Origin of the sequence: Microbulbifer sp. VAAF005 (assembly GCF_030012985.1) — a bacterium.
Taxonomy (GTDB): Bacteria; Pseudomonadota; Gammaproteobacteria; order Pseudomonadales; family Cellvibrionaceae; genus Microbulbifer.
Genome location: NZ_CP120233.1, coordinates 5,248,405 through 5,270,484 on the forward strand (window position 1 = coordinate 5,248,405; position 22,080 = coordinate 5,270,484).

The window sequence follows — 22,080 nt, forward strand, 5'->3', positions numbered from 1 at the left end:
CCCTTCGTTTTCTGAAGGGTTCGCCTCCCCACGTAAGGAAAGGTATGTATTCAACACTGCGTAAAGCCTTGTTTGCGCTTGACCCTGAGCGGGCCCACCATTTGTCGATTGATGCCATTGGCGCTGCAGAGCGCCTCGGTTTGATGTCCCTGTACAAAAAGTCGGTCCCGGATGATCCGGTCGAGTTGATGGGGCTCACTCTACCCAACCCGGTTGGTTTGGCCGCTGGTCTGGATAAGAATGCGCAGGCCTTTAATGGTTTCGGAGCCCTGGGATTCGGGTTTGTTGAAGTGGGCACCGTGACACCGCGTCCCCAACCCGGCAATCCGCTGCCAAGGCTGTTTAGGGTGGAAGAGGCCGATGCGATTATTAACCGTATGGGTTTTAACAACCTCGGTGTTGACTACCTGATTGAAAGAGTGAAAAAGCGCCGTTATAGCGGTGTTTTGGGGATCAATGTGGGTAAGAACTTTGATACTCCAGTGGAAAAGGCCGCCGATGACTACTGCCTGTGTATGGAGCAGGTGTACCGCTACGCCGACTACATCACTGCCAACGTTTCGTCTCCCAATACCAAAGGGCTACGTGACCTCCAGTTTGGTGACAGTCTCAATCGCTTGCTGGGCAGCATCAAGGACAAGCAGATGGAGCTGGCTCAAAAGAGTGATCGCTACGTCCCTGTTGCCGTCAAGATTGCCCCGGATATGGAAGGCGATGCGGTGGCGCAGATAGCCGAGGCGCTGTGTGAGTACGATATCGATGGGGTGATCGCTACCAATACGACGATCGATAAGTCTTCAGTCGCCAAGCTGCCCCATGGTAGCGAAGAGGGCGGTTTGAGCGGAAAACCCCTGAGAGCGCAATCCACCAAGGTCATCGAGCTGTTATCGAAAGAGTTGAGCAAGCAGATCCCGATTATCGGGGTTGGCGGTATTTTTGATGGTGACAGTGCGGCTGAAAAAATTCGTGCTGGGGCGACTGCCGTACAGATGTACACCGGTTTTATCTATCGGGGGCCTGAATTGATTCGTGAGGCGGCAGAGGCAATTGCTTTGGAGCGTCGCCGAACAGAGCAAGGGTAAGCTGTATCAGTTGCTGACTGCTAGGAAAATGGGGGCTTTTGACGATAAGCCCCCTCGCCATCTCTAAATGGTGCTCCACCCGTCAGGGTATTGGATGTCGGTAGAAACGGCGCCATAAATCTCCAGTTTTTGGGCCTTGGTCACTCTGTCGAAGCCATTCCAGTAATCTTCCCGCCCCTCACGCCAACCATTGATCCACTCCTGATGAGGATCCTCTTCGACAAATGGGCAGCTATCCATAGACTTGTTGTTCAGGGCTGCCAAATAGCCCTTGTAAAATGCCCTGTCGGCGTGATTTCGTTTTTGGCGTTTCATCGTATACGGCACCTCTACTTTGTCGGTCTGTGGACAGTTTGTCGGCAGGTTCGCAAACGGCTCTATTTGGGGGTGTCTCTCAATGAATTTTAGTGAAGGAAATAAGTCTTTGAACGGACCGACCCAATCCACCTTATTAGTAAGAGTAAAGTGGCTGCGTGGGAATCGGAAAACATCTCTAGTTGACAGTATGACTTATGGGGCAGGTAGTAATTAACGGCAGGGCGTATTCTCTTCTGCCACAAAATGGGATAATCGTCCTCTTTTGGGCAAGGCGATAATGCTCAATTTCCCTAGTTGGGGGCGGTAAAGGTTTTGCCTCCAAGTTTTATTTGTGCGTACTGGCGGCGCAGACGTTGCCGGCAGCTTTAAGTGGGCGGTCTTTATTGGCGCACAAAACTTCCTCCAGAGGAGGAGCTTAATGAGTAAGTATTTTGACAGATTTACAAACCGAAGAATTTGAGTTTACGGCTACGTGTCCCAAGGGAATAGAGGGACTGCTCGCTAATGAATTACGCGACCTGGGTGCAGGGTCTGTAAGGGAGCAGCCGGCGGCAGTGTATTTTTCCGGCTCCCTGAAGCTGGCTTACCGCTGCTGTCTGTGGAGTCGCTTGGCAAACCGCATTATGCTGCGTTTGGCGCAGGTGCATGTAGCCACCGCTGAAGACCTTTACCAAGCAGTTGCCGAGCAACCCTGGGAACTCCACATTCGCCCCTCGGGCAAACTGTGGATGCAATTCTCTGGGACCAATCGAGAGATCCGCAATAGTCAGTTCGGTGCTCAAAAAGCAAAAGATGCTATTGTCGACCGCCTTCGCCGCCAGTCGGGAGCCCGTCCAAGTATTGATAAACATCATCCAGATTTGACGGTTGCCCTGCGCTTGCATCGGGATAAGTTGGATATCGCCATCGATCTAAGCGGTGACAGCTTGCATCGCCGTGGCTACCGAACCCATATCGGTGCAGCCCCACTGAAAGAGAACCTTGCGGCAGCACTGTTGCTGCGAGCCGGCTGGCCAAAGATTGCCGAGCAGGGTGGAGCATTGCTCGACCCGATGTGTGGCTCGGGCACTATTCTGGTGGAGGCGGCGATGATCGCTGCTGATATAGCACCGGGATTAATGCGGGATAGCTTTGGTTTTGAGCGTTGGCTGAACCACCAAAGCGATATCTGGAATGAGCTTCGCGAGGAGGCATTACAGCGTCAAGGCGTTGGCCTGGCTCGCGAACTGCCAGAGATTCGCGGTTACGATGCCGATGCGAAAGTCTTGTTTGCGGCTGAAGCTAATATTGCCCGGGCCGGTCTGGAGCGCCAGGTGCGAGTGAGTTGCCGCCCAGTAGCAGGGTTTAGGGTACCGAGTCATAGAGAAGTCAAAGCGGGATTGGTTTTGACAAACCCACCCTACGGTGAGCGCTTGGGTGAGCAGGAGGCTTTGCGGGAGACCTATTTTGAACTGGGGCGGCAGTTAAAAGCGGAGTTCCCGGGCTGGTTGGTCGGTGTGTTTACCGGCAATCCGGAACTGGGTTATGCCACCGGTTTACGCTCTCATAAGCAGTACCAGTTATACAATGGCAGTATTCCCAGTCAGTTGCTGATGTTTGAGGTTCGTGCGCAAAGCGGAGCGGCGGCGAGTGAAGCTACTGGGCCGAAGCTTTCACCCCAGGCGGAGATGGTAGCGAACCGCTTACGCAAAAATCTGCGCACTACGGGTAAATGGGCCGCGAGGGGTGGCGTGGATTGTTATCGCCTCTACGATGCGGACTTGCCTGAGTATGCTGCGGCTATCGATATCTATAAAACCCTGGATGGCGCCGTGTACGCGCATTTGCAGGAGTATCGTCCGCCGGCCACTATCGAGGAAGAGAAGGCTCGGGGGCGCTTGCGCGATTTGTTAAGGGCCCTTCAGTCCGTGCTCGAATTGCCTCGCGCGAATATCAGTATTAAAGAACGCCGTCGCCACAGCCACAAGGGCGGAGGTAAGGGTGGAAGTCAGTATCAGAAGCAGACCGAATCCAGAAAGGAACTCTGGGTTGGGGAGTATGGTGCTGAGTTGGCGGTAGATCTGTGGAGCTACCTGGATACAGGGCTTTTCCTCGATCATCGCCCGGTGCGCAAATATCTACGAGAGATTTCTGCCGGTAAAACATTCCTAAACCTTTTCTGCTATACCGCCAGTGCGACAGTCCAAGCGGCTCTGGGTGGTTGCAAGCAGAGCACTAGTGTCGATATGTCGCGAACCTATCAAAACTGGGCGGGACAAAATTTCCGTGCTAATAACATGGATCCTTATCATCATCAGTTGGTAGAGGCCGATTGTTTGCAGTGGCTTGAATCTGCTCAACAGAACAGGAAAGGCCATTACGATTTAATATTCATGGACCCCCCGAGTTTCTCCAATTCCGCCAAGATGAACGGGGTACTAGATATTCAGAGGGACCACGGGAAATTGATTCGTCAGTGTATGTCCCTGTTGTCGCCTCAAGGTCGCTTGGTGTTTTCCAACAACTTGCGCAGCTTTAAGATGGATGAGGACGTTTCCTGTGAATACTCGGTAGAGAAGCTGAACCTTCTGGATAAGGATTTTCAGCGCAATCCGAAAATTCACAATGTTTGGGAGCTGCGGGTAAAATAAACTCGCTTGAATAATGGGGCTCCACATTGCTGAAATATTTTAGTGTAAGCGTATTCACAGCAAGTAATATCTGCAGATCTTCAGGTCTGCAGATATTATGGGAGCTCTCTAAGGGCTACTAAAAGCAGTCGGCTTACCGGCGCAAAATCAAAATGCGTGACTGGGAGTGTATGGTGGGTTATCGATCTCTTGTTCATTGTGCTGTGGAACGATATAAGCGAGGCCGTTGCATTCGATAAATTTTAGGCAGCCAGCAGAATTTTGTGTAGTGCAACTCTCAAAAACTATGGCGTTTCCGCCGAGATTATGGGTTTTGATTTTTAGTGACTTTTTGATGCTTGCCGGCTCGGGTTTTTCATCGGAGGGTAAGGCTTGGCAGCTATTGGCTGATACGGTGCCGAGTAATGTCCCATTGCTTCGATGAATCTCAGCTAAAGAATACTCTTCAATCAGTGTGGATTTAACCTTGTCAGACACATATGTACCTGCGTTTGTCTGTATCTCTATACCGTTGCAGCCGGTAAGTAAGATTAAAGAAGTAGCGAGTAGTAATCTTTGCACTGAAGTTCCTTCTTGTATTGTTAGGTTTTATTGATCAAGTTCCATCACAACACGTATCCCAACATCCTTGGCACGGGCTGTTTCATTTAGGCCTTTTCTATAGTCAGAAGATATCTTGTTAGAACTGTCTCGCATCGATCCACCTCTTACAGTGTGAAGCTGGCAGCCGCTAATTTTTACTGGTGTCGATGTGGTTTTTGTAGGGGTGTATCCAGCTTGGTAGCAGTCTTCCACCCACTCAGCCACGTTCCCTGCTGTGTCAAAAAGGCCAAACGGATTCGCCTGATAGTGCCCTACTGGAGCTGTACTGGTGCTGAACAGCTTTGTGAATTCGCTAAAGCAACCTCTGCGACAATTGGCTTTGCCCCGGGCATCGCTGGAAGCCCACCAGTATTGATGTGAATTGCCACCTTTGGCGGCGTACTCCCATTCGGCTTCGCTGGCCAATCGGTAATGCTTGCCCGTTTCTTTTGATAGCCAACCTACGTACCTCTGTGCATCCTGCCAGGTTACATTAATAACTGGTCTATCGCCGCGTCCCCAGCCGGCATCGCTTGGCTTGGCACTGCCAGTGGCCTCTGCAAAACGATCGTATTCTGTAAAAGTGACTTCAAAGATGGATATGGCAAAGTCCTGCTTCACGTGTACCCTGTGCGCGGGGCTGGCTAAGCGCCGCTGGTTGTTGCCCATAGTAAAACTACCGGCTTCGATAGCGACCATTTTCGGACCCAGTCCACCTGAGGACAACTTGGACTGGAATCTCTTGCCAATAAAGTAGGCTCGCTCCAGCTTGAAAGTCACTTCCAGGTCTTTATCTTCAAGCACGATCCATTGACGAACCTTGCTGAAGCCTGGCTTACTCACCTCTACATCATATCTCCCGGGGCCCAATTCTAGGCCTGGTAGGTAGCGCGGGGCTATATTCATAATCCGTACACGAGCATCAGAGGGCTCAGTGTTTATTGTCAGACTGTACAGCGGAGGCTCGCTCTTTACTTCTGGTTCATTAGGCTGGGAAGGGAGCTTTTCAATGGAGGCATCATTTTCTATTGGAGCAGGTGCCTGGTTATTAGAAGGAATTTCCCTGGCTTGGGCAGCCTGTACGAGAGGGGGCTTACCTGTGCGGTTTGTTCCTGTGAGCCAGAGTGATTTACTTCTGAAGTTATCAGTGCAGGTTCAACACCTGTATCAGGAATTGCAGAGCTATCTTCTTCTTTGCTTCCCAGAAGTGAGACTGCAGTAAAATCGCTAGCACTATCCAGCACCGGTACACCAAGTCGCCAGCCTGCCTTGTGGTCAATAATACTGTACAAGCTCCAAGTTGTGGTGAGGGAAAGGGCCACCAGACTACTCACTAGCCAGGGGCGTCTGTGCTTCGTCGGTTCGGCCAGGAACTGCCGTAGGCGCACAACGGTGTCTTGTTCTTTGCGCGCTGGTTGCTCTGGTGTTGCTGTTCCCTGCCAGCTGGTAGTAATTTTATTGAGCCGATCTGTCACACTGCCATAGATTGTCAGTATCAGCGCTTTTGCCAGGCTCGAAGTTTTTAAGGTTGAATTGTTCAGCTGACTGATTTGATTGGCAGGCTTGCCTGCGAGTGCCGCGACTAAATCGTCTGCTGCATCGGCAATATCGAGTCCGCGCTGAAAGCGCTTGTCCGGATCTTTGGCCAGAAAACGATCGAGTAGAGGCTGATAGAGTGCATGTCGGGCTGGCAGTCTTGGCACCGGGTCTGTGAGATGTTTAATCGCTATAGCGACGGCTTCATCTGCTTGATAGGGCACGGCTCCGGTAAGCATTTCATAGAAAACAACTCCTAGACTGTAAAGGTCTGCGCGACCATCCACTGCTGCTCCACGCGCTTGCTCAGGGCTCATGTAGTGAGGGGTCCCTACAACCATCCCGCTGTTTGTCATACGAGTAGTTCTTGCGATAGCTCTAGCTACACCAAAGTCACTGAGTACGGCCGACCCATCTTCACGAAACAAAATGTTTTCTGGTTTTAGGTCTCGATGCACATAACCTTTGCTGTGGGAGTGATCCAGGGCCATGGCAATCTGGCGCACTACGTTGAGCGCCTCCAATGGCTCAAGTCCACCTTTGCCCAGCTGCTCGGCAACTGAGCCGCCGGGCATATAATCCATCGCGATATAGTTGAGGCTGCGATAGCGTCCAATATCATGGATGCCAACAATATTGGGGTGCGACAACTGCCCGACAATGTTCGCTTCTCGCTGAAATCGCTCACTGAAGATTGGGTCGGCATTTAATACCGGCGACATAACTTTCAGGGCTACCTGTCGGCCAACACTACGCTGTACAGCCAGGTAAACCGAGGACATTCCGCCTTGATTGATTTTCTTCAGGATACGATAGCCTGGTATTTGCAGTGACGAAGTACCGCTATTGACGACTTCCATTAAATGCTTTCCCTAGCTCAAAGCAAAAATGAAAGTCCATAGGCAGTTGCGGCAACTAAAGCGACTGCTAAAAGGAGGACAAGAGGGCTGTACTTTTTGTATGTCGGGTTGGTCTGGCTGGATTCATTGATTGGATAAGTGGGGGAAATAGTGGAAAAGGGCTGCGCTGTGGATGGGGCATCAATAACCTGAACGGTGACGTTGTCCTTTCCGCCTGCATCAAGAGCTGCTGCGATCAGGAGTTCAGTAGCTCTATGGATATCACTGTTTTCTGCAAGTACTTGGGCGATTAATTCTGCTGGTACTTCAGAACTAAGTCCGTCACTACAGATAAGTAGCCTCTGTCCCGCAGCCCACCGATAGGAAACCCTGTCAACTTCTAGCTTGGGATTGGTACTGCCGCCTATGCATCGGGTGATTACATGTCGGTTTGGATGTATAGCGGCTTCTTCAGAGTTGATGGCTCCTGAGTCCATAAGCATCTGCACGTAGGAGTGGTCACTGGTAAGTTGGGTGAGCTTTCCGTTTGACTCCCCTGGGACCCATAAATAAGCACGGCTGTCACCTACCCAGTAAATATGGAAGTAGTCTCCTTCTTCGGCAACAACGACCGCTGTGGAACCCATATTGGCTGTGGTTTGCTCGTCGCCCAGCAAAAGAGCGTGTGCTTTTTGCAGGGCACGCTCGTAGTGCCTGTCAGTTTCGGCTGACTTTTGGATTTCCTCAACAACGGTCTTGCTGGCGAGTTCACCTGCGTGGTGACCGCCCAGGCCATCGGCTACAACCCAGATGCCTTTGTCTTCTGCGGCCCAATAGGCGTCTTCGTTCTGTTCACGCTTATAGCCGGTATGGGTGGCGCCAGCACTGCGTGTAGCATTTTTGCTATGTTGAACTGACCCGCTGTGCCGTGATACTTCGCGTACTTTGGCTTCACTCACTGGCGTGCAACTACCTGTAATTTATTTTGATCTTTCTAACGGTGATAACCCTCCGGTAATCACGCGCCTCTTCCCTGTTGTGCTTTTGACATGTTCTATTTGTCAAATGCTTAATAGGTCATCGCTGAATCTGTTAAATACTAGACCTTTGGGCCATTTTAAGCTGCAAACCGAATCACACGCTAATGATATTGCCCATGATAAACTCAACTTTACCAATAAAAGTGAGTGTTTAGGCTGCTTTTTAACATTAGTTAAGCTCACTGTCTTCAATAATCGGCCAATTTTTACGCGGCCATTGTGGCTTTAGGAGCGATTTCAATGCTCAAACTTTGCGATATCAATGATCTCAGCCAAAGTGTTTGGCTGGTATCACCGGGAGTAACTGTGGGGCGGGCACAGAGTAGTGACTTGTGTATAGCGGATGATTCAGTAGCGAAGTCGCACTTGAAAATTACAGTGGATGGGGATGTTCTGACCCTTCACAATTTATCGGGCGCTGCCCGAATACTACTTAACGGCCAGCCAACTGGTACTCCTTGTCGATTAAAAATAAATGATCAGGTCAAAGTGGGTAGCCGTTTACTTCAGGTTGTCGACCCCAAGGTGACTAAGCTTAAGTCTGATACTTCCAAGTCGGTTACGAATAAAGGTGTTGCTTGGGCGCTGCGTGCCAATCACCGGGCAATCGCGGGAAAAGTATTTCCTGTGAAGGAGAGCGCAGTAATAGGGCGCTCCGATGAGTGTGATATTACCTTTTCGCTTTCTCACCTTTCGCGCAGGCACGCCCGTCTCGAGGTAAGGGAGGGCTTACTGTTTGTTATTGATTTAGGTTCAGCAAATGGAACATTTGTCAACAATAGGAAGGTGAGTGAAAGTCGAGTGCGCAGAGGAGATGAACTGAGATTCGACTCTTTGAGTTTCTCGGTGGTCGGTCCTGCTGATGACAATAATCGTACAGCTGTGCGCCCGGCTTTGCCGGAGTTCGAATTGCCCAGCTCTTCCTCTGTCTCTGGAGACGCCGATACAATCCCCTATGCAGTGCAACCCAGTCTGCCTGAGGAGGTGCCTGGGGAAGTCGATAAGCCAAAGGCTAAAAGTAAAACGTGGCTTTTAATAGTGGGGCTTGCGTTGAGTGTTGCGGGATATTTCTGGGGCAGCAGCTTGGGGGTTTTTGGATGAGTGATATAAAAGAGCTTTTACTCTACACCACTTTGGGTTGCGGCTTGTGCGAAAAAGCCAAAATTGAAATTTGGCCTGCCCTGGAAAAATTCAACTTGCGTCTTCGCGAGGTGGATATCGCCGAGGATGAAGCGTTAATGGAGCGCTTTTCTATCTGCATTCCGGTGGTTGGCCTTGGAGACCCCGACGATGTTTGCGGTTGGCCGTTTGACCAGGTGCAATTGCAAGAATGGCTGAAGGAGCGGCTTTAAATTACAGCCGGCTCGCAGCTTCACTCTCCCTTAATAGTTGCAGTTTGGTGCCGCTGCGGTAAGCGTAAATCACTGAATAGGCGAGCACATTTTGCACATAATTCCGTGTTTCCCTGAATGGAATAGTTTCAATCCACACATCATAGGGCAGCTGTTTTCGGGTCTCTTTTAGCCATCCCGCTACGCGGGTTGGCCCGGCATTATAGGCGGCCGCTGCCAGAAAGCGGTTATTGTCAAAGCGGTTAAGTAAGCTACTTAAGTAAAAGCTGCCCAGTGCAATATTGGTGTTGGGGCTCAATAGGTCCCAGCTGCGTCGATAGCGCACCCCCGCTCTGCGCGCAGTAGCTTTTGCCGTGGATGGGAGCAATTGCATAAGTCCCAGGGCCCCGGAGCTGGATTTTGCATCGTGGCTAAAGTGGCTCTCTTGTCGTGCCACAGCGTAAATCAGATATGGTTCTAGAGCCGAGCTCTGGGCACCAACCTGTTTGCTCACATCGTGAACAATATCGGAAAAGGCGAGAGGGAATCGCAGTTCCAAGTCGTCGAGGTAGTCAGCCGCAAGCACTGACTGGATTGATTTATGGTACCAACCCCAGGCGCTAGCTACTTTGCCAGCCGCAAGTAATTCCTGGTGGTCCATAGCTCTTGTGGCATAGCTCCATTCCCTTCGGGCATGGAAGAGTTCGCCTATCGCTTGTAATTCTCGGGCTCTCTGCAGTTCGGGGCGCTTTGCCATCTCCTGCACTTGAATGGGGGTGATTGGTGCAGGCCGGTGCTCAAAGCTGTACTGTTGCCCCAAGGTATCAGCGGCAAGGAAACCGTAGTAACTGCGATTGCGGGCGGCTTTGCGGTAAAGGTGGGAGGAGGCTTCAGAGCTTCCTGTGCCATAAAGTTCTTCCAGTGAGCGGGCTTTCCAATATATCCACCGGTCGAGTTGTTGTTTCTCCTCAGGTAGGCGGTCAATCCAGAACGCGACCTGTTGCCAATTTAATTCACGTAGGGATTGTCTGGCTAGCCACTCGATGGTGCGGCCATCTGTCACTGTGTGATGTTCAACCAGCTGTTGCAAGCGCTGCATATTATCCTGGCGAGCAAATTGACGTGCCAAGTGCTTGAACATGGCTTCTTGTTGGGCATCGGAAAACAAGTAGCTGGCCTGATAGCGGTGCCAGGCAGTTTCAGCTTTGATCGCGTCTTTTTTCGCCAATTGGTGCAATCCGTGCAACACGATATCGCGATATTCCAGTGGGTTGTAGGCGAACTTGGTGTCAGTGAGAAGCATCTGTGGGTTGCGATGGACCGAGCGTAAAAGTTTGGCTTTCTCTGCTTGGGCTGGCGTCATTTTTCTGGCGATATAACGTGCCAAATCGAGATTGCCTTCTTCGACTGCCAGCAGGTGCCGCTTCCAAGCGAGTTCCTGCGTCAAGCCGCCGTTTTTCATCCAGCGGGCAAAAACGGGGTCGCACTCCTCGACTTGGGACCGCCCAACAAGCCAGAGTTCTGATATCAACTGCTGTGTTTCTGCCTGATAGCCGTCTCGGCGCGATAGGGCATCGGCGTAATAGCAGCGGAGGGAGGTGCGACTGTGTTGCGAAGGTTGGTAATAGCGCAGGTAAGTCGAGAACTTTTTTGACTACCGAGTTGGCGCAACAACCTGACCATCATCCAGTCGCCAATAGCCGTGCCTCTGTTGCTCTCCAGGAATTGATCAACTTCTTTTAAGGGCAGCTGGTGCAGTTTTTCACTGAGCGCCCAATAGTCAATATAAGCAGCGAGGGGATAATCTTTGAGCTCAGCTTTAAGTGCTCGAAGTTGCCGTCGATCCCTGTATTTTATCGCCTGCCGGGCCTGGCGCAGCTTTTCTCTCTGCGCCGCACGATTATCTTCGGATACTTCCGGTGCGATAGCGGTTGCCTGAACAGATTGTGCATTAGTGGGCACGGCTGTGCAGAGACAGGTGATGATTAGGGCAGAAAGAAGCGCGATTCCTTTTGCGTCAGCTGACATCTCAATTACCTCAGTTGGACGTGTGTTTCCAGCTATGACTGACTATACGGTAAAAACGCGTAAAATAGCTGATTTTTCACAGAACCCGAAAGAGCCGACTTCGCTTCTTTCATCAGCGGGATTGAGGTTCGGGTTTGATAATTGTAGTGCCTATTTATGTTGCTTCTATTGGATGGGGTCAGTCTTCGTTACGGGACCCAGGTACTGGCAGACAATGTCAGCGCAAAAGTTGAGCGTGGAGATCGTATATGCCTTGTGGGGCGTAATGGGGAGGGGAAATCCAGCCTGTTGCGCTTGATCGCGGGGCAAGTTGACGCGGATAGCGGCGAGATTGTTCGTGCCAGCGGTATGGTTCAAGCGGTGTTGGAGCAGGAGTTGCCTGCCGATTGCCCCGATTCTGTCTACGGGTACGTGGCTATGGGATTGGGCGAAATAGGCGCTGTTTTGTCGGCGTACAGGGACTCCCCCACAGCAGAGCTACAAGCCAAAATCGAAGCGGCTCACGGTTGGGAGCTGCTGCCGAAAGTGGACAGTGTATTAGATCGTTTGGGGCTCGATGCAGACGAAAAGGTTGCCGACCTTTCCGGTGGCTGGCAGCGCCGTGCTGCTCTGGCTCGCGCTTTGGTGGTGGAGCCTGATCTGCTGATACTGGATGAGCCAACCAACCACCTGGATATTGCTGCAGTCGAATGGCTTGAGAATTTCCTTGCCAGCTATCGTGGCGCTCTTTTGTTTGTGAGCCATGATCGTGCATTGGCACAACGTTTGGCCACCAGCGTATGGGATTTGGATCGTGGACACTTGCGGACTTTTCGCTGCAAGTTTGATCGTTACCAGGAAGAAAAAGAGAAGCTTCTCGAAGAGGAGGCAAAAAACGAGGCCTTGTTTGACAAAAAATTGGCGCAGGAAGAAACCTGGATTCGGCAGGGAATTAAAGCGCGCCGAACCCGTAATGAGGGGCGGGTAAGAGCGCTTCAAGCACTGCGTCGCCAAAGGGAAGCGCGCCGGTCCCTGCAGGGTATAGCCAAGATGGCCCTGGATAGCGGTGAGATGTCCGGCAAATTGGTCGCTGAGTTGAAGTGCGTCACTTTTGCTTACCCCGATGAGCAACCGTTGATTAGGGATTTATCATTCACGCTGATGCGTGGAGACCGCGTTGGCCTAATAGGCCCCAATGGTGTCGGCAAAAGTACCCTGATCAAATTGCTGCTGGGAGAGCTAAAGTCCCAGGGGGAGTGTGCGCCTGGGTACCAAGCAGCAAGTGGCCTATTTCGATCAGCGCCGGGATCAGCTGAATCCCGATTTGACTGTGCTCGATAATGTCGCAGAAGGGCGCGACTCAGTGACTATTGGTGGTAAAAGCCGCCACGTAATGTCTTATTTGGCCGATTTTCTTTTTAGTGGTGTTAAAGCCCGTACTAAAGTCAGCGCTTTGAGTGGTGGAGAGCGAAATCGCGCTTTGCTGGCAAAATTGTTTAGCCAGCCCGCCAATATTTTGGTGCTCGACGAGCCCACCAATGACCTGGATGTAGAAACCCTGGAGCTGCTTGAACAGTTACTCCTGGACTTTGGCGGAACGGTTCTACTCGTGAGCCATGACCGTGCTTTCCTGGATAATGTGGTGGGCTCATGCCTCGCATTTGAGGGGGATGGCCGCATCCGTGAATACGTGGGTGGTTATGGGGATTTTGTGCGCCAAGGTGGCAGCTTTGTCGCCGAGCTGAAAGAAGTTAAGCCAGCTGCTAGCAAACCAAAGGAAAAGCCCCAGTCCCAGGAGGCGGCTCCAGCGAAGAAAAAGAAACTGAGCTATAAGCTTCAAAGGGAGCTGGATAGCCTGCCCGCCTTGATTGAGTCTTTGGAAGAAGAGATAGGGGCTATTGAGCAAGAGGTTGCCGACCCCAGTTTTTATCAGCAGGAGCAGGCGTTGGTGCAGGCTAAGCTGAACACCCTGACGGAAAGGCAGGCCCAGCTCGAAGAGGCATTTGAACGCTGGTCAGAGCTGGAGGGGGAGACGACTAAGTTGAAGGGGAAGCTGCAATTCTTGCTGCTTCCCCTCCCCAATTTTGAAGGATTATTCGTCTTCCATATGTACCCGAATCGCCAGAACGTCGCATTTGGCGCCATGGAGAACTCCGTTAGCGGTGGAGCCGAGTAATAGCGCTAAGCCGTGACGACCGTGGCTGCCAATAATGATTAAGTCGGCTTCGATATCTTTGGCTAAGCGATGAATCTCAGTAGATGGCTGGCCGAGTATTACGTGCTGGCGATCTGCGGGGATATCCAGCCGATCGGCGGCTTTTTGCAATTGCTCCTTGGCCTGGGACTGTAGTTGGTCCTGTACCTCGGAGAGGTCCATTGGGATGTCGCCGCCATAGGCAAAAGTTAAGGGCTCAATGGCGTGTAATAGGCTTAATTCGGCACCAAATGCCTCAGCCATATCAGCGGCCCTATCAAGCACCTGGGAAGACTCTTTTGACAGGTCCAAGCCCACGAGGATGTGTCGGTATTTCGCCATAATTTACCTGCTCCTATCCCTTTTATTGACTGTGAAAAACACCCTTGTGACACCTATTTTGAGTCTACCGCAAAAAAAACCGATTGACATAGATCACGCGGAACACCGCACAATAGTCACTTTTTTCCACTGATGAGGAGTGGTTATGTCTGATTGGTTGCCGGTGATTATCGTCGGATTTGCCATCGCTTTGGTGCTGGGGCCGGTGATGTGGCTCAAGCCCAATGCCCGTGACAGCCGTCTTGCAGATTTGCGTAGCCGGGCGGCCCAGGCTGGCATTACCGTACAAATCCAAGCGTTGCCTGCGGCTTTGGGTGATGGGACTGCGGCTGTCTATTATCACCGCTGGCAGAACCGCAAAGGCCTGAGTGTGGGGTGGGTTTTGGATAAGCAACGGATTGAGCACGAACTGAATTTTTCCGGTGTTTGGGATTGGGCTGATGGCCAGCCAGCTCCGCAAGGGGCATGGAAATATTTGCGCGAGCTACTGGAAAAAATCCCTCGGGACGCCTGTGCGATTACTGCAACACCAGTGGGTCTCGGTATTCAGTGGCCGGAGTCAGGAGGCAATCAAGCCTTCCAGAAACTGATGGCGTCGCTCGATGAGTACACCCCCTTAATAGAAGAAGCTATTCGAAAAGTGAGTTCACGCGCGGCGACTGAGGGGCTGTCTTGATTGCCGTATTAGCGGTGTAAAAGAGCGTCTACTGAGTCGCATTTAGGCGGACTGCCCAGTGCCAAATTTGGTGACTGTGAGTGGAAAATTGTCAGCTTTGCTTGACCGCGCTTGAAGTGAGGCTTATATATTCGCGCAGCACAAGCCCAATAGGAGGGCTTGTAAGACTTGCAATAGCAGTAAATTTTCATTTGAAATCAAAGGCTTATGGGTAAATCACTGGTCATCGTCGAATCACCGGCCAAAGCGAAAACCATCAATAAATATCTCGGCAAGGACTTTGTTGTGAAGTCCAGTGTCGGCCATATTCGCGATTTGCCCACAGGTGGGGGCAATAAACAGCCGGTTGACGCAAAGGAGCGCGCCCGTCGTGCAGCGGAAACACGCAAGCTTTCCCCCGAGGCGAAAGAGGCTTACAAGCGGAAGAAAAACCGCGATCAGCTGATTAAGCGTATGGGGATCGACCCGGATCACGAGTGGCAAGCCCACTACGAGATATTGCCGGGTAAAGAGAAAGTGGTGAGTGAGTTACAAAAACTCGCCGAAGGCGCCGATCATATCTACCTCGCAACGGACTTGGATCGCGAGGGAGAGGCAATTGCCTGGCATTTGCGTGAAGCAATTGGTGGCGATAACGATCGCTACCGCCGGGTAGTGTTTAATGAAATTACCAAGTCTGCGATTCAGGAGGCCTTTAAAGATCCCGGCCGCCTGAATATTAATCGGGTAAACGCCCAGCAAGCGCGCCGTTTCCTCGATCGAATCGTTGGCTATATGGTATCCCCTCTACTGTGGGAAAAAGTGGCCAGGGGCTTGTCTGCGGGACGTGTGCAATCTGTTGCGGTCCGCCTCGTAGTTGAGCGGGAGCGGGAGATTCGCGCGTTTATCCCGGAAGAGTACTGGACCCTGTTTGCCGATACGGCGACGGCAAAGGCTTCCAAGCTGCGCCTCGAGGTGAAAAAGCAGGCTGGTGAGGCTTTCCGTCCTACCAACGAAGAGCTGGCAATGAGTGCTGCCAAGCAGCTTCAGTCCAGTGAGTTTGTTGTTTCCGCCCGTGACGATAAGCCAACCAGCTCCAAGCCCAGTGCACCATTTATTACTTCTACCTTGCAGCAGGCGGCCAGTAACCGCCTCGGCTTCAGTGTGAAGAAGACCATGACCCTGGCCCAGCGCTTGTATGAAGCCGGTCATATCACCTATATGCGTACAGATTCCACCAACCTCAGTAAAGAGGCTGTGGAATCTGCACGGGATTATATTGCCGAGAATTACGGCGATAAGTATCTTCCAGAAAGCCCCAATAGCTACAGCAGTAAAGAGGGCGCTCAAGAGGCGCACGAAGCGATTCGCCCGTCCGATGTTCGTATCGCCCCAAATATGTTGTCCGGTGTTGAGCGGGATGCGGAGAGGTTATACAACCTGATTTGGCAGCAGTTCGTGGCCTGCCAGATGACGCCTGCCCAATTTACCTCCTCTTCAATCGTGGTCAGCGCAGGTGACTTTGAGTTGCGTGCGCGGGGTCGAGTAATTCGTTTCGATGGTTTCCTGAAAGTTGCGCCACCGAGCGGCAAAAAAGATGAAGATCTGGTGCTTCCAGATGTGAAGGTAGGCGAAAAGCTATCCCTGCAACAGCTGGATCCCAAGCAGCACTTTACCAAGCCGCCTGCGCGGTTTAGTGAAGCGGCCCTGGTTAAGGAGCTGGAGAAGCGCGGTATCGGCCGTCCCTCCACCTATGCTTCCATTATTTCCACGATCCAGGATCGCGGTTATGTCCGCCTGGAAAACCGTCGTTTTTACGCTGAGAAAATGGGGGATATTGTTACCGACCGTCTCAGCGAAAGTTTCAAGAACCTGATGGACTACGGATTTACCGCAAACCTGGAGGAATCCCTGGATGCGGTTGCCGACGGCGATAAGGGTTGGAAGCAACTGCTCGATGAGTTTTATCAGGACTTTTCCGGGCGCCTGGAAAAAGCCCAGTCTGCCGATGCAGGTATGCGTCGCAATACGCCGACAGATACTGATATCGAGTGCACCAAATGTGGCCGTCATATGCAGATCCGCACTGGCTCCACCGGTGTATTCCTGGGGTGCTCTGGATACGCACTGCCGCCAAAAGAGCGTTGTACCAATACCATGAACCTGGTTTCTGGTGATGAGGCGGTCGATGCGGATAAGGACGAGGAAGCTGAATCCAGGTTGCTGCGGGAGAAGCGCCGCTGCGGCAAGTGCGGCACGGCTATGGATAGCTACCTGCTAGATGAGCAGCGTAAATTGCATATCTGTGGCAATAACCCGGATTGCAATGGCTACGAGATTGAGCAGGGCACTTTTAAAATTAAAGGCTATGACGGCCCCATTATTGAGTGCGATAAGTGTGGCAGTGATATGCAGTTGAAGTCTGGTCGCTTTGGCAAGTACTTCGGCTGTACCAATGAAGACTGTAAAAACACCCGCAAGCTGCTGAAAAATGGGCAGCCGGCGCCACCGAAAATGGATCCGGTTCCCATGCCGGAATTGGCCTGTATCAAAGTTGAGGATCACTATATCCTGCGCGATGGTGCCTCGGGTCTATTCTTGGCTGCCAGCCAGTTCCCGAAAAACCGTGAGACCCGTGCGCCCCTGGTTAAAGAGCTGCTGCCTCACCAGAGTGAGATCGATCCAAAATACAGCTTCCTATTCTCTGCACCGACTCAAGATGACAGTGGGCGGGATACCGTAGTTCGATTTAGCCGCAAAACCCAGGAGCAATATGTTCAATCTGAGGAAGAGGGCAAGGCGACCGGTTGGCGTGCTTTTTATCGCGATGGTGGTTGGAAAGTAGAGGCCTCCACCAAGAGCACTGCTGCCAAGCGCAAGAAACCCGCAGCTAAAAAGACAGCGGCAAAGAAGTAGGTAATGAGTAACTCTTACACGATTCATGTCACTTCGGCTCTACGCAAGAGCCAGCTGTTGCTGCAACAGCCGTGGGACTTGCCTCTCCAGCGCGATGCGCTGGAAGAGGCAGCGTTGATGCAGTTGTGCAAGGCCTATCGGGCTTTTCTTGCAGAGCAGGCAGCCCAGCTTCAGCTGGGGTTTGAACCGGAGTCTCCGCAGTTGATCATTGATGCGCTGGGCGTTCAGGGTAGGGCTAGTGCAGAGGCCAATGAGCTGTCCGGCCTGGTCGGCGACCCGCAGAGTTGGTTATCCCATATGCTTTACGCCTGGGAAGAGCAGCAGAAAATATCTGTGGGTGCTGATGAAAAACAGCAACAGGTTAATTTAATCCCGCTACACAACGAAGTTGCCAAGCCTGAGTTTGCACCTTTGTCCAAAGAGTTGTTGCTTCAGTGGCATCGCTCGCTGAATGAATTGGTGGTAAGGCAGCGCGCTCACTTGGATGAGTGTTAACTAATACGCTTACTCGACCTCGGTGAACTTCTGAATAGGTTCGTAATGTTCCTGCGAATTTTGAAGGTTGTTGATATTAGGCGCACCTCTGCGGGAAAGTCCGCTGTCCTTTGAGTGAGTCACAATAGAATAGTTGTGGCCCACTCGACATAACCCGCAGCTGGTGCAACGTGCAAAGCAATTCACTCTTCTCTTGTGATCTCTTGAGTGGTTTAGGTAATTCTTTGATATAGCGTACTGGTAATAGACTGCCTCGAAAGTCAGGAGCCAGAAGCCCTCAAATTGGATGAATGAAACTTATCGCAAGCCTGTGGTACACTGGGCGCAAACTGTTGTGCCGTGAAGGAAAAGCGAATGTCCTCCGAAACTTTTGAAATAATCGAGCTGGCTAATGGCGATGTAGCTTTGCGTCGTGCTGGCCATAAAGAGGACCCTTTGGTAAGCATTTCTTTTTCTGCAGAAAGCCTTCAGTTTCTGCGCAAGAACAAGGTTGCTGTGGCAAGGGCTATGTTGGAAGCGGGCATTGAAGCCGTACAAAATCTAGACGATCTTGAGGCTGGTTACTTCGAGGAAGAAGACGATTTAATGCCGGTAAATCATACTATTCACTAACATCAGCGTTAGTTCGAGTCTTATCAACAGCGGCCAATGGCCGCTGTTGTCGTTTTTAGGGGCTTAAGGCGTTTGGCGAATAACCCCTACGGCTAATCCCTCAATCACAAAGTTCTTATCTCTCATATCGACTTGAATTAACTCAAAGTCATTATTTTCAGGTAGCAACTGAACGGTTGCCTGATTTCCCTTGCGGCGAAAGCGTTTCACTGTGACTTCGTCATCGATACGGGCAACGACGATTTGGCCATTGCGCACTTGCTCGGTCTTTTGCACTGCCAGCAAGTCTCCATCGAGAATGCCCGCATCTCGCATACTCATACCATGCACCCTCAACAAATAATCTGCGGGGGGATGGAAGAAGCTCGCGGGCAAGTCGCAGTAATCCTCAATATGTTCGCTGGCGAGTATGGGATTCCCCGCAGCTACTCTACCCACAATCGGCAAGCCGGATTGGTGATCCGGAATTCGAATGCCTCGGGAAGCGCCGGCAACCATCTCAATGGCGCCTTTTCTGGCGAGTGCTTTCAGGTGTTCCTCGGCGGCATTGGGCGAGCGGAAGCCGAGCTCCTGGGCAATTTCTGCCCGCGTTGGCGGGTAGCCTGTTTCATCCAGGTAGGACTTGATCAGGTCGAGAACCTGGGACTGACGAGCGGTGAGATTGGTCATAGATTTACCTAGTTTTCTGTATTTATATACAGTTGCTGGAATTATATACAGATTTATTGTTCGCGCAATCCTCAGGTTTTAGTCTTTGTGAGCTGCTACATTGATGGAGAAAGCAAGGAGAGAAGAAAGCGTTGAAGGAACTGACAAAGAGGGAAAAATAATGTTGGATGCAAAAATGCCGGAAGCCTGGAGAGTGCTTCGTATTCAGTCTGAATTGGTAGATGGGATAGAGCGGCTGATAGCGTTAGGTGGTGCAGTGACAGTGTTTGGAGGGGCGAGATTTACAGAGGACAGTCCTGAATATCAGCAGGGGGTAAAGTTGGGAGAGTTGCTCGCGGCTGAAGGGATCCCCGTGATTACCGGTGGTGGGCCGGGGCTGATGGAGGCTTGTAACCGAGGGGCTTTCGGGCAGCCCGGCGCATCAATTGGGTTAAACATAGAGCTGCCTTTTGAGCAGGCGGCAAATCCATATCAGGACATCAGTTTGAACTTCCGATACTTTTTTGTACGGAAATTTATGTTTGTAAAACACGCACTTGGATTCGTTGGACTTCCCGGTGGCTACGGCACGTTGGATGAGCTGTTTGAAGCTCTTACCTTGGTGCAAACGCAGAAAGTGCGGCGTTTCCCAATTGTGTTGGTAGGTAAGCGTTACTGGAGCGGGCTGTACGATTGGTTGGTAGATACAGTGTTAGAGCGCGATTGTATCGATGCCAGTGATCTAGACCTTTTTCATATCGTTGATAGTGTGGAGGAGGCTGCGGCCCTGATTATGAAATATATGCAGGTGAAAGAATAATTATTCGGATGATCTTAAAATACCGAAAAAATTTTCAAAGTTATTTTTGTTAAAGCTGCCCCCGGTCTAAAAGGCTATGCCGGCTGGTGGGGTGGCGTACTTGCACAAGTTGGCGGGAGATCAACTCCAGCAGTATTGATCTTACCGCCTGACATACATTTCCCTGTTATTTTTACTCTTGTACCTTGCTGAGTGGAGAGCTTAGCTGGCGGGCTCTAGATCAGTGAGAATGTGCTACTCTGGCGTCGATTAAACGTATGTTTTAAATGGTGGTTTGATACTTATGAGCCAGATAGATACGGTCAGCCGGATACTCGATGCAGCGGAAGTGCTGTTTGCTGAACGGGGTTTTCCTGAAACCTCATTGAGAACAATTACGAGCACGGCCGGGGTTAATCTGGCGGCAGTTAACTACCATTTCGGCTCCAAGAAAGAATTGATACAGGCGGTATTTGAACGCTTTTTAACGCCTTTCACTAACGCTCTGGAAGAAGAGCTTGATCGCCGTATTGCCCTGGGGCAGCCCCTGGGGGTGGAGGAGCTGATCGAATGCCTGTATCGAGTTGGGTTGGGAAGCCTTGGGCTGGAGGGAAAGGATCCACAGCGATTTATGCGCCTCTTAGGGTTGGCCTATACCCAGTTCCAGGGGCATTTGCGTCGATTTATCGTATCTCGATACGGGGATACTTACCGTCGTTTTGCCGGATTGCTGGCTGAAGCGTTACCAGGCTTGGACCCAGAAACTTTCTATTGGCGCCTCTACTTTATGCTGGGAGCGACCATTTTTACACTGTCGAGCCACGATGCGATTGAGGCTATCCTGCGAGAGGATTTCGGTTCTGACAGTACCCTGACCCAGACTCTTGAGCGATTGGTACCCGCTGCTTCGGCCATGTTGAAGGTAGATAATTAGTGGGCGCACTCTTTAATCGATAAGGAACTTAATATGTCTTTACCACCCGGACCGGTCATGGTGGATATCGAGGGGCTTGAACTCACCGAGGAAGACTGTGAGTTGCTTCGGCATCCGATGGTGGGCGGGCTGATCTTTTTTGCGAGAAACTATCGGGATCGCCAGCAGCTTATCGAATTGGTTAACTCCATCCGTGCGGTGCGACCAGAGATCCTGCTAGCGGTAGATCAGGAGGGTGGTAGGGTTCAGCGGTTTCGCGATGACTTTACGCGAATACCTTCAATGCAGGCCCTCAGTGCTGTCGCCAGTAACGAGCAATTGCAGGATGTGGGGTGGCTGCTGGCCGCAGAGTTGCTTGCTGTAGGAGTGGATTTTAGCTTCGCGCCGGTATTGGATGCGGATGACAGCCACAGCAGGGTGATCGGCGATCGGAGTTTTTGTCCCGACCCCGCCCAGTTGACCGCACTGGCTCGCCCCTTTATCCAAGGGATGCGCGAAGCGGGAATGGCCACGACAGGTAAGCATTTTCCGGGGCATGGCCACGTGCTGGAAGACAGTCATGTGGAGTTGCCAGAGGATAAGCGCTCGTTGGATCAGGTCTTGGCAACCGATGCACTTCCGTTTATCGATTGTATTGGAACCCAGGAACTTACTGCGGTGATGCCGGCCCATATCCGCTTCATCAACATTGATAGCCAGCCGGTGGGATTCTCCCGCTATTGGCTACAGGATGTATTGCGGCGACAGCTGGGATTCAATGGAGTGATTTTTAGTGATGATCTGTCTATGGAAGGGGCGGGTGCGGCCGGAGGCTATGGCGATAGGATTCGCGCAGCCCTGGAAGCCGGTTGTGATATGGGTGTCGTATGCAACAATCGTGTCGGCGCTTTTGAGGCGCTGGCGGCACTGGATACCTTTGTGCCCAAACCGGAGTCCACTCATCGGTTGTCGGCCATGGGTGGCAGGCCGGTGATCGGCTCCTGGGTGGAGCTTGAGAAGAGTGCGCGTTGGCACAGAACCAGGGAGTGGTTAGCTTCCATAATGCGCTGAGATAAGTTGTTTAAATCCGTCGTCTATTGAGAAGGCGCTATACGGATATTACTGATTGTTGGTTAAAGCG

Annotated in this window: 20 protein-coding genes and 1 pseudogene; 12 read left to right on the forward strand and 9 right to left on the reverse strand. The window is 51.5% G+C overall.

What is annotated here, in order from left to right:
• Positions 1–44 precede the first annotated feature (44 nt).
• Positions 45–1,082: a quinone-dependent dihydroorotate dehydrogenase gene (locus tag P0078_RS23635; RefSeq protein WP_282932306.1), complete on the forward strand. Its 1,038-nt coding sequence runs from the start codon at positions 45–47 to the stop codon at positions 1,080–1,082.
• A 63-nt stretch (positions 1,083–1,145) separates the two neighbouring features.
• Here the strand turns inward: P0078_RS23635 and rmf are convergent, their stop codons facing one another.
• On the reverse strand, positions 1,146–1,397 hold the full coding sequence (gene rmf / locus P0078_RS23640; RefSeq protein ID WP_108733677.1) for a ribosome modulation factor: 252 nt from the start codon (positions 1,395–1,397) through the stop codon (positions 1,146–1,148).
• A 434-nt stretch (positions 1,398–1,831) separates the two neighbouring features.
• On the opposite strand from rmf, the gene rlmKL reads away from it, so the two are divergent.
• Complete coding sequence (rlmKL, locus tag P0078_RS23645) at positions 1,832–4,030, forward strand: bifunctional 23S rRNA (guanine(2069)-N(7))-methyltransferase RlmK/23S rRNA (guanine(2445)-N(2))-methyltransferase RlmL (protein WP_282932307.1); 2,199 nt, start codon at positions 1,832–1,834, stop codon at positions 4,028–4,030.
• Positions 4,031–4,177: 147 nt separating this feature from the next.
• On the opposite strand, the gene rcsF is transcribed toward rlmKL, so the two are convergent.
• The 4 genes from rcsF to P0078_RS23665 form a co-directional block, all read right to left on the reverse strand.
• A complete protein-coding gene (rcsF, locus tag P0078_RS23650; protein WP_282932308.1) occupies positions 4,178–4,591 on the reverse strand; it encodes an Rcs stress response system protein RcsF in 414 nt (137 codons plus the stop codon).
• Positions 4,592–4,618: 27 nt separating this feature from the next.
• Positions 4,619–5,518, reverse strand: coding sequence for a formylglycine-generating enzyme family protein (locus P0078_RS23655; RefSeq protein ID WP_282932309.1), 900 nt, complete (start codon positions 5,516–5,518; stop codon positions 4,619–4,621).
• A 119-nt stretch (positions 5,519–5,637) separates the two neighbouring features.
• Positions 5,638–7,008, reverse strand: a complete 1,371-nt coding sequence (locus P0078_RS23660; RefSeq protein ID WP_282932310.1) for a serine/threonine-protein kinase — start codon at positions 7,006–7,008, stop codon at positions 5,638–5,640.
• 17 nt (positions 7,009–7,025) lie between these two features.
• A complete protein-coding gene (locus P0078_RS23665; RefSeq protein WP_282932311.1) occupies positions 7,026–7,946 on the reverse strand; it encodes a PP2C family protein-serine/threonine phosphatase in 921 nt (306 codons plus the stop codon).
• A gap of 321 nt (positions 7,947–8,267) precedes the next feature.
• Here P0078_RS23665 and P0078_RS23670 point away from each other — a divergent pair, with 321 nt between their 5' ends.
• Positions 8,268–9,128 carry an FHA domain-containing protein gene (locus P0078_RS23670; protein ID WP_282932312.1) on the forward strand — a complete coding sequence of 287 codons (861 nt, stop codon included), beginning with the start codon at positions 8,268–8,270 and terminating at the stop codon, positions 9,126–9,128.
• Positions 9,125–9,379 carry a glutaredoxin family protein gene (locus tag P0078_RS23675; protein WP_282932313.1) on the forward strand — a complete coding sequence of 85 codons (255 nt, stop codon included), beginning with the start codon at positions 9,125–9,127 and terminating at the stop codon, positions 9,377–9,379. The genes P0078_RS23670 and P0078_RS23675 overlap by 4 nt, the downstream gene beginning before the upstream one ends.
• A 1-nt stretch (position 9,380) precedes the next feature.
• Here P0078_RS23675 and P0078_RS23680 read toward each other — a convergent pair whose 3' ends face one another.
• Positions 9,381–10,889 carry a transglycosylase SLT domain-containing protein gene (locus P0078_RS23680; protein ID WP_282932314.1) on the reverse strand — a complete coding sequence of 503 codons (1,509 nt, stop codon included), beginning with the start codon at positions 10,887–10,889 and terminating at the stop codon, positions 9,381–9,383.
• Positions 10,886–11,386 (reverse strand): hypothetical protein, encoded by a 501-nt coding sequence (locus P0078_RS23685; protein WP_282932315.1) that lies wholly within the window; start codon positions 11,384–11,386, stop codon positions 10,886–10,888. Before P0078_RS23685 ends, P0078_RS23680 begins: the two co-directional genes overlap by 4 nt.
• Positions 11,387–11,542: 156 nt before the next feature.
• Here P0078_RS23685 and P0078_RS23690 point away from each other — a divergent pair.
• Positions 11,543–13,391 (forward strand): annotated as a pseudogene (locus P0078_RS23690) (ATP-binding cassette domain-containing protein); the annotation flags it as partial.
• 66 nt (positions 13,392–13,457) lie between these two features.
• On the opposite strand, the gene P0078_RS23695 reads toward P0078_RS23690, so the two are convergent.
• Positions 13,458–13,901, reverse strand: coding sequence for a universal stress protein (locus P0078_RS23695; RefSeq protein ID WP_282932316.1), 444 nt, complete (start codon positions 13,899–13,901; stop codon positions 13,458–13,460).
• A 145-nt stretch (positions 13,902–14,046) separates the two neighbouring features.
• Here P0078_RS23695 and P0078_RS23700 point away from each other — a divergent pair, with 145 nt between their 5' ends.
• The 4 genes from P0078_RS23700 (at position 14,047) to P0078_RS23715 (ending at position 18,579) form a co-directional block, all read left to right on the forward strand.
• Positions 14,047–14,577 (forward strand): hypothetical protein, encoded by a 531-nt coding sequence (locus P0078_RS23700; protein ID WP_282932317.1) that lies wholly within the window; start codon positions 14,047–14,049, stop codon positions 14,575–14,577.
• Positions 14,578–14,784: 207 nt separating this feature from the next.
• A complete protein-coding gene (gene topA, locus P0078_RS23705) occupies positions 14,785–17,472 on the forward strand; it encodes a type I DNA topoisomerase (protein WP_282932318.1) in 2,688 nt (895 codons plus the stop codon).
• A 3-nt stretch (positions 17,473–17,475) separates the two neighbouring features.
• Positions 17,476–17,967 (forward strand): DUF6586 family protein, encoded by a 492-nt coding sequence (locus tag P0078_RS23710; protein ID WP_282932319.1) that lies wholly within the window; start codon positions 17,476–17,478, stop codon positions 17,965–17,967.
• A 354-nt stretch (positions 17,968–18,321) separates the two neighbouring features.
• Positions 18,322–18,579 (forward strand): hypothetical protein, encoded by a 258-nt coding sequence (locus P0078_RS23715; protein WP_282932320.1) that lies wholly within the window; start codon positions 18,322–18,324, stop codon positions 18,577–18,579.
• A 63-nt stretch (positions 18,580–18,642) separates the two neighbouring features.
• Here the strand turns inward: P0078_RS23715 and lexA are convergent, their stop codons facing one another.
• Complete coding sequence (gene lexA, locus P0078_RS23720) at positions 18,643–19,248, reverse strand: transcriptional repressor LexA (RefSeq protein WP_282932321.1); 606 nt, start codon at positions 19,246–19,248, stop codon at positions 18,643–18,645.
• Between the two features lie 160 nt (positions 19,249–19,408).
• Here lexA and P0078_RS23725 point away from each other — a divergent pair, with 160 nt between their 5' ends.
• The 3 genes from P0078_RS23725 to nagZ all read left to right on the forward strand — a co-directional run bounded on the left by P0078_RS23725 (position 19,409) and on the right by nagZ (position 22,010).
• Complete coding sequence (locus tag P0078_RS23725) at positions 19,409–20,047, forward strand: LOG family protein (protein WP_282932322.1); 639 nt, start codon at positions 19,409–19,411, stop codon at positions 20,045–20,047.
• Positions 20,048–20,330: 283 nt separating this feature from the next.
• Complete coding sequence (locus tag P0078_RS23730; RefSeq protein ID WP_282932323.1) at positions 20,331–20,960, forward strand: TetR/AcrR family transcriptional regulator; 630 nt, start codon at positions 20,331–20,333, stop codon at positions 20,958–20,960.
• A 33-nt stretch (positions 20,961–20,993) separates the two neighbouring features.
• The gene (gene nagZ / locus P0078_RS23735) at positions 20,994–22,010 is read left to right on the forward strand and encodes a beta-N-acetylhexosaminidase (protein WP_282932324.1); all 1,017 of its coding nucleotides are present in this window, start codon (positions 20,994–20,996) and stop codon (positions 22,008–22,010) included.
• Positions 22,011–22,080: the final 70 nt, after the last annotated feature.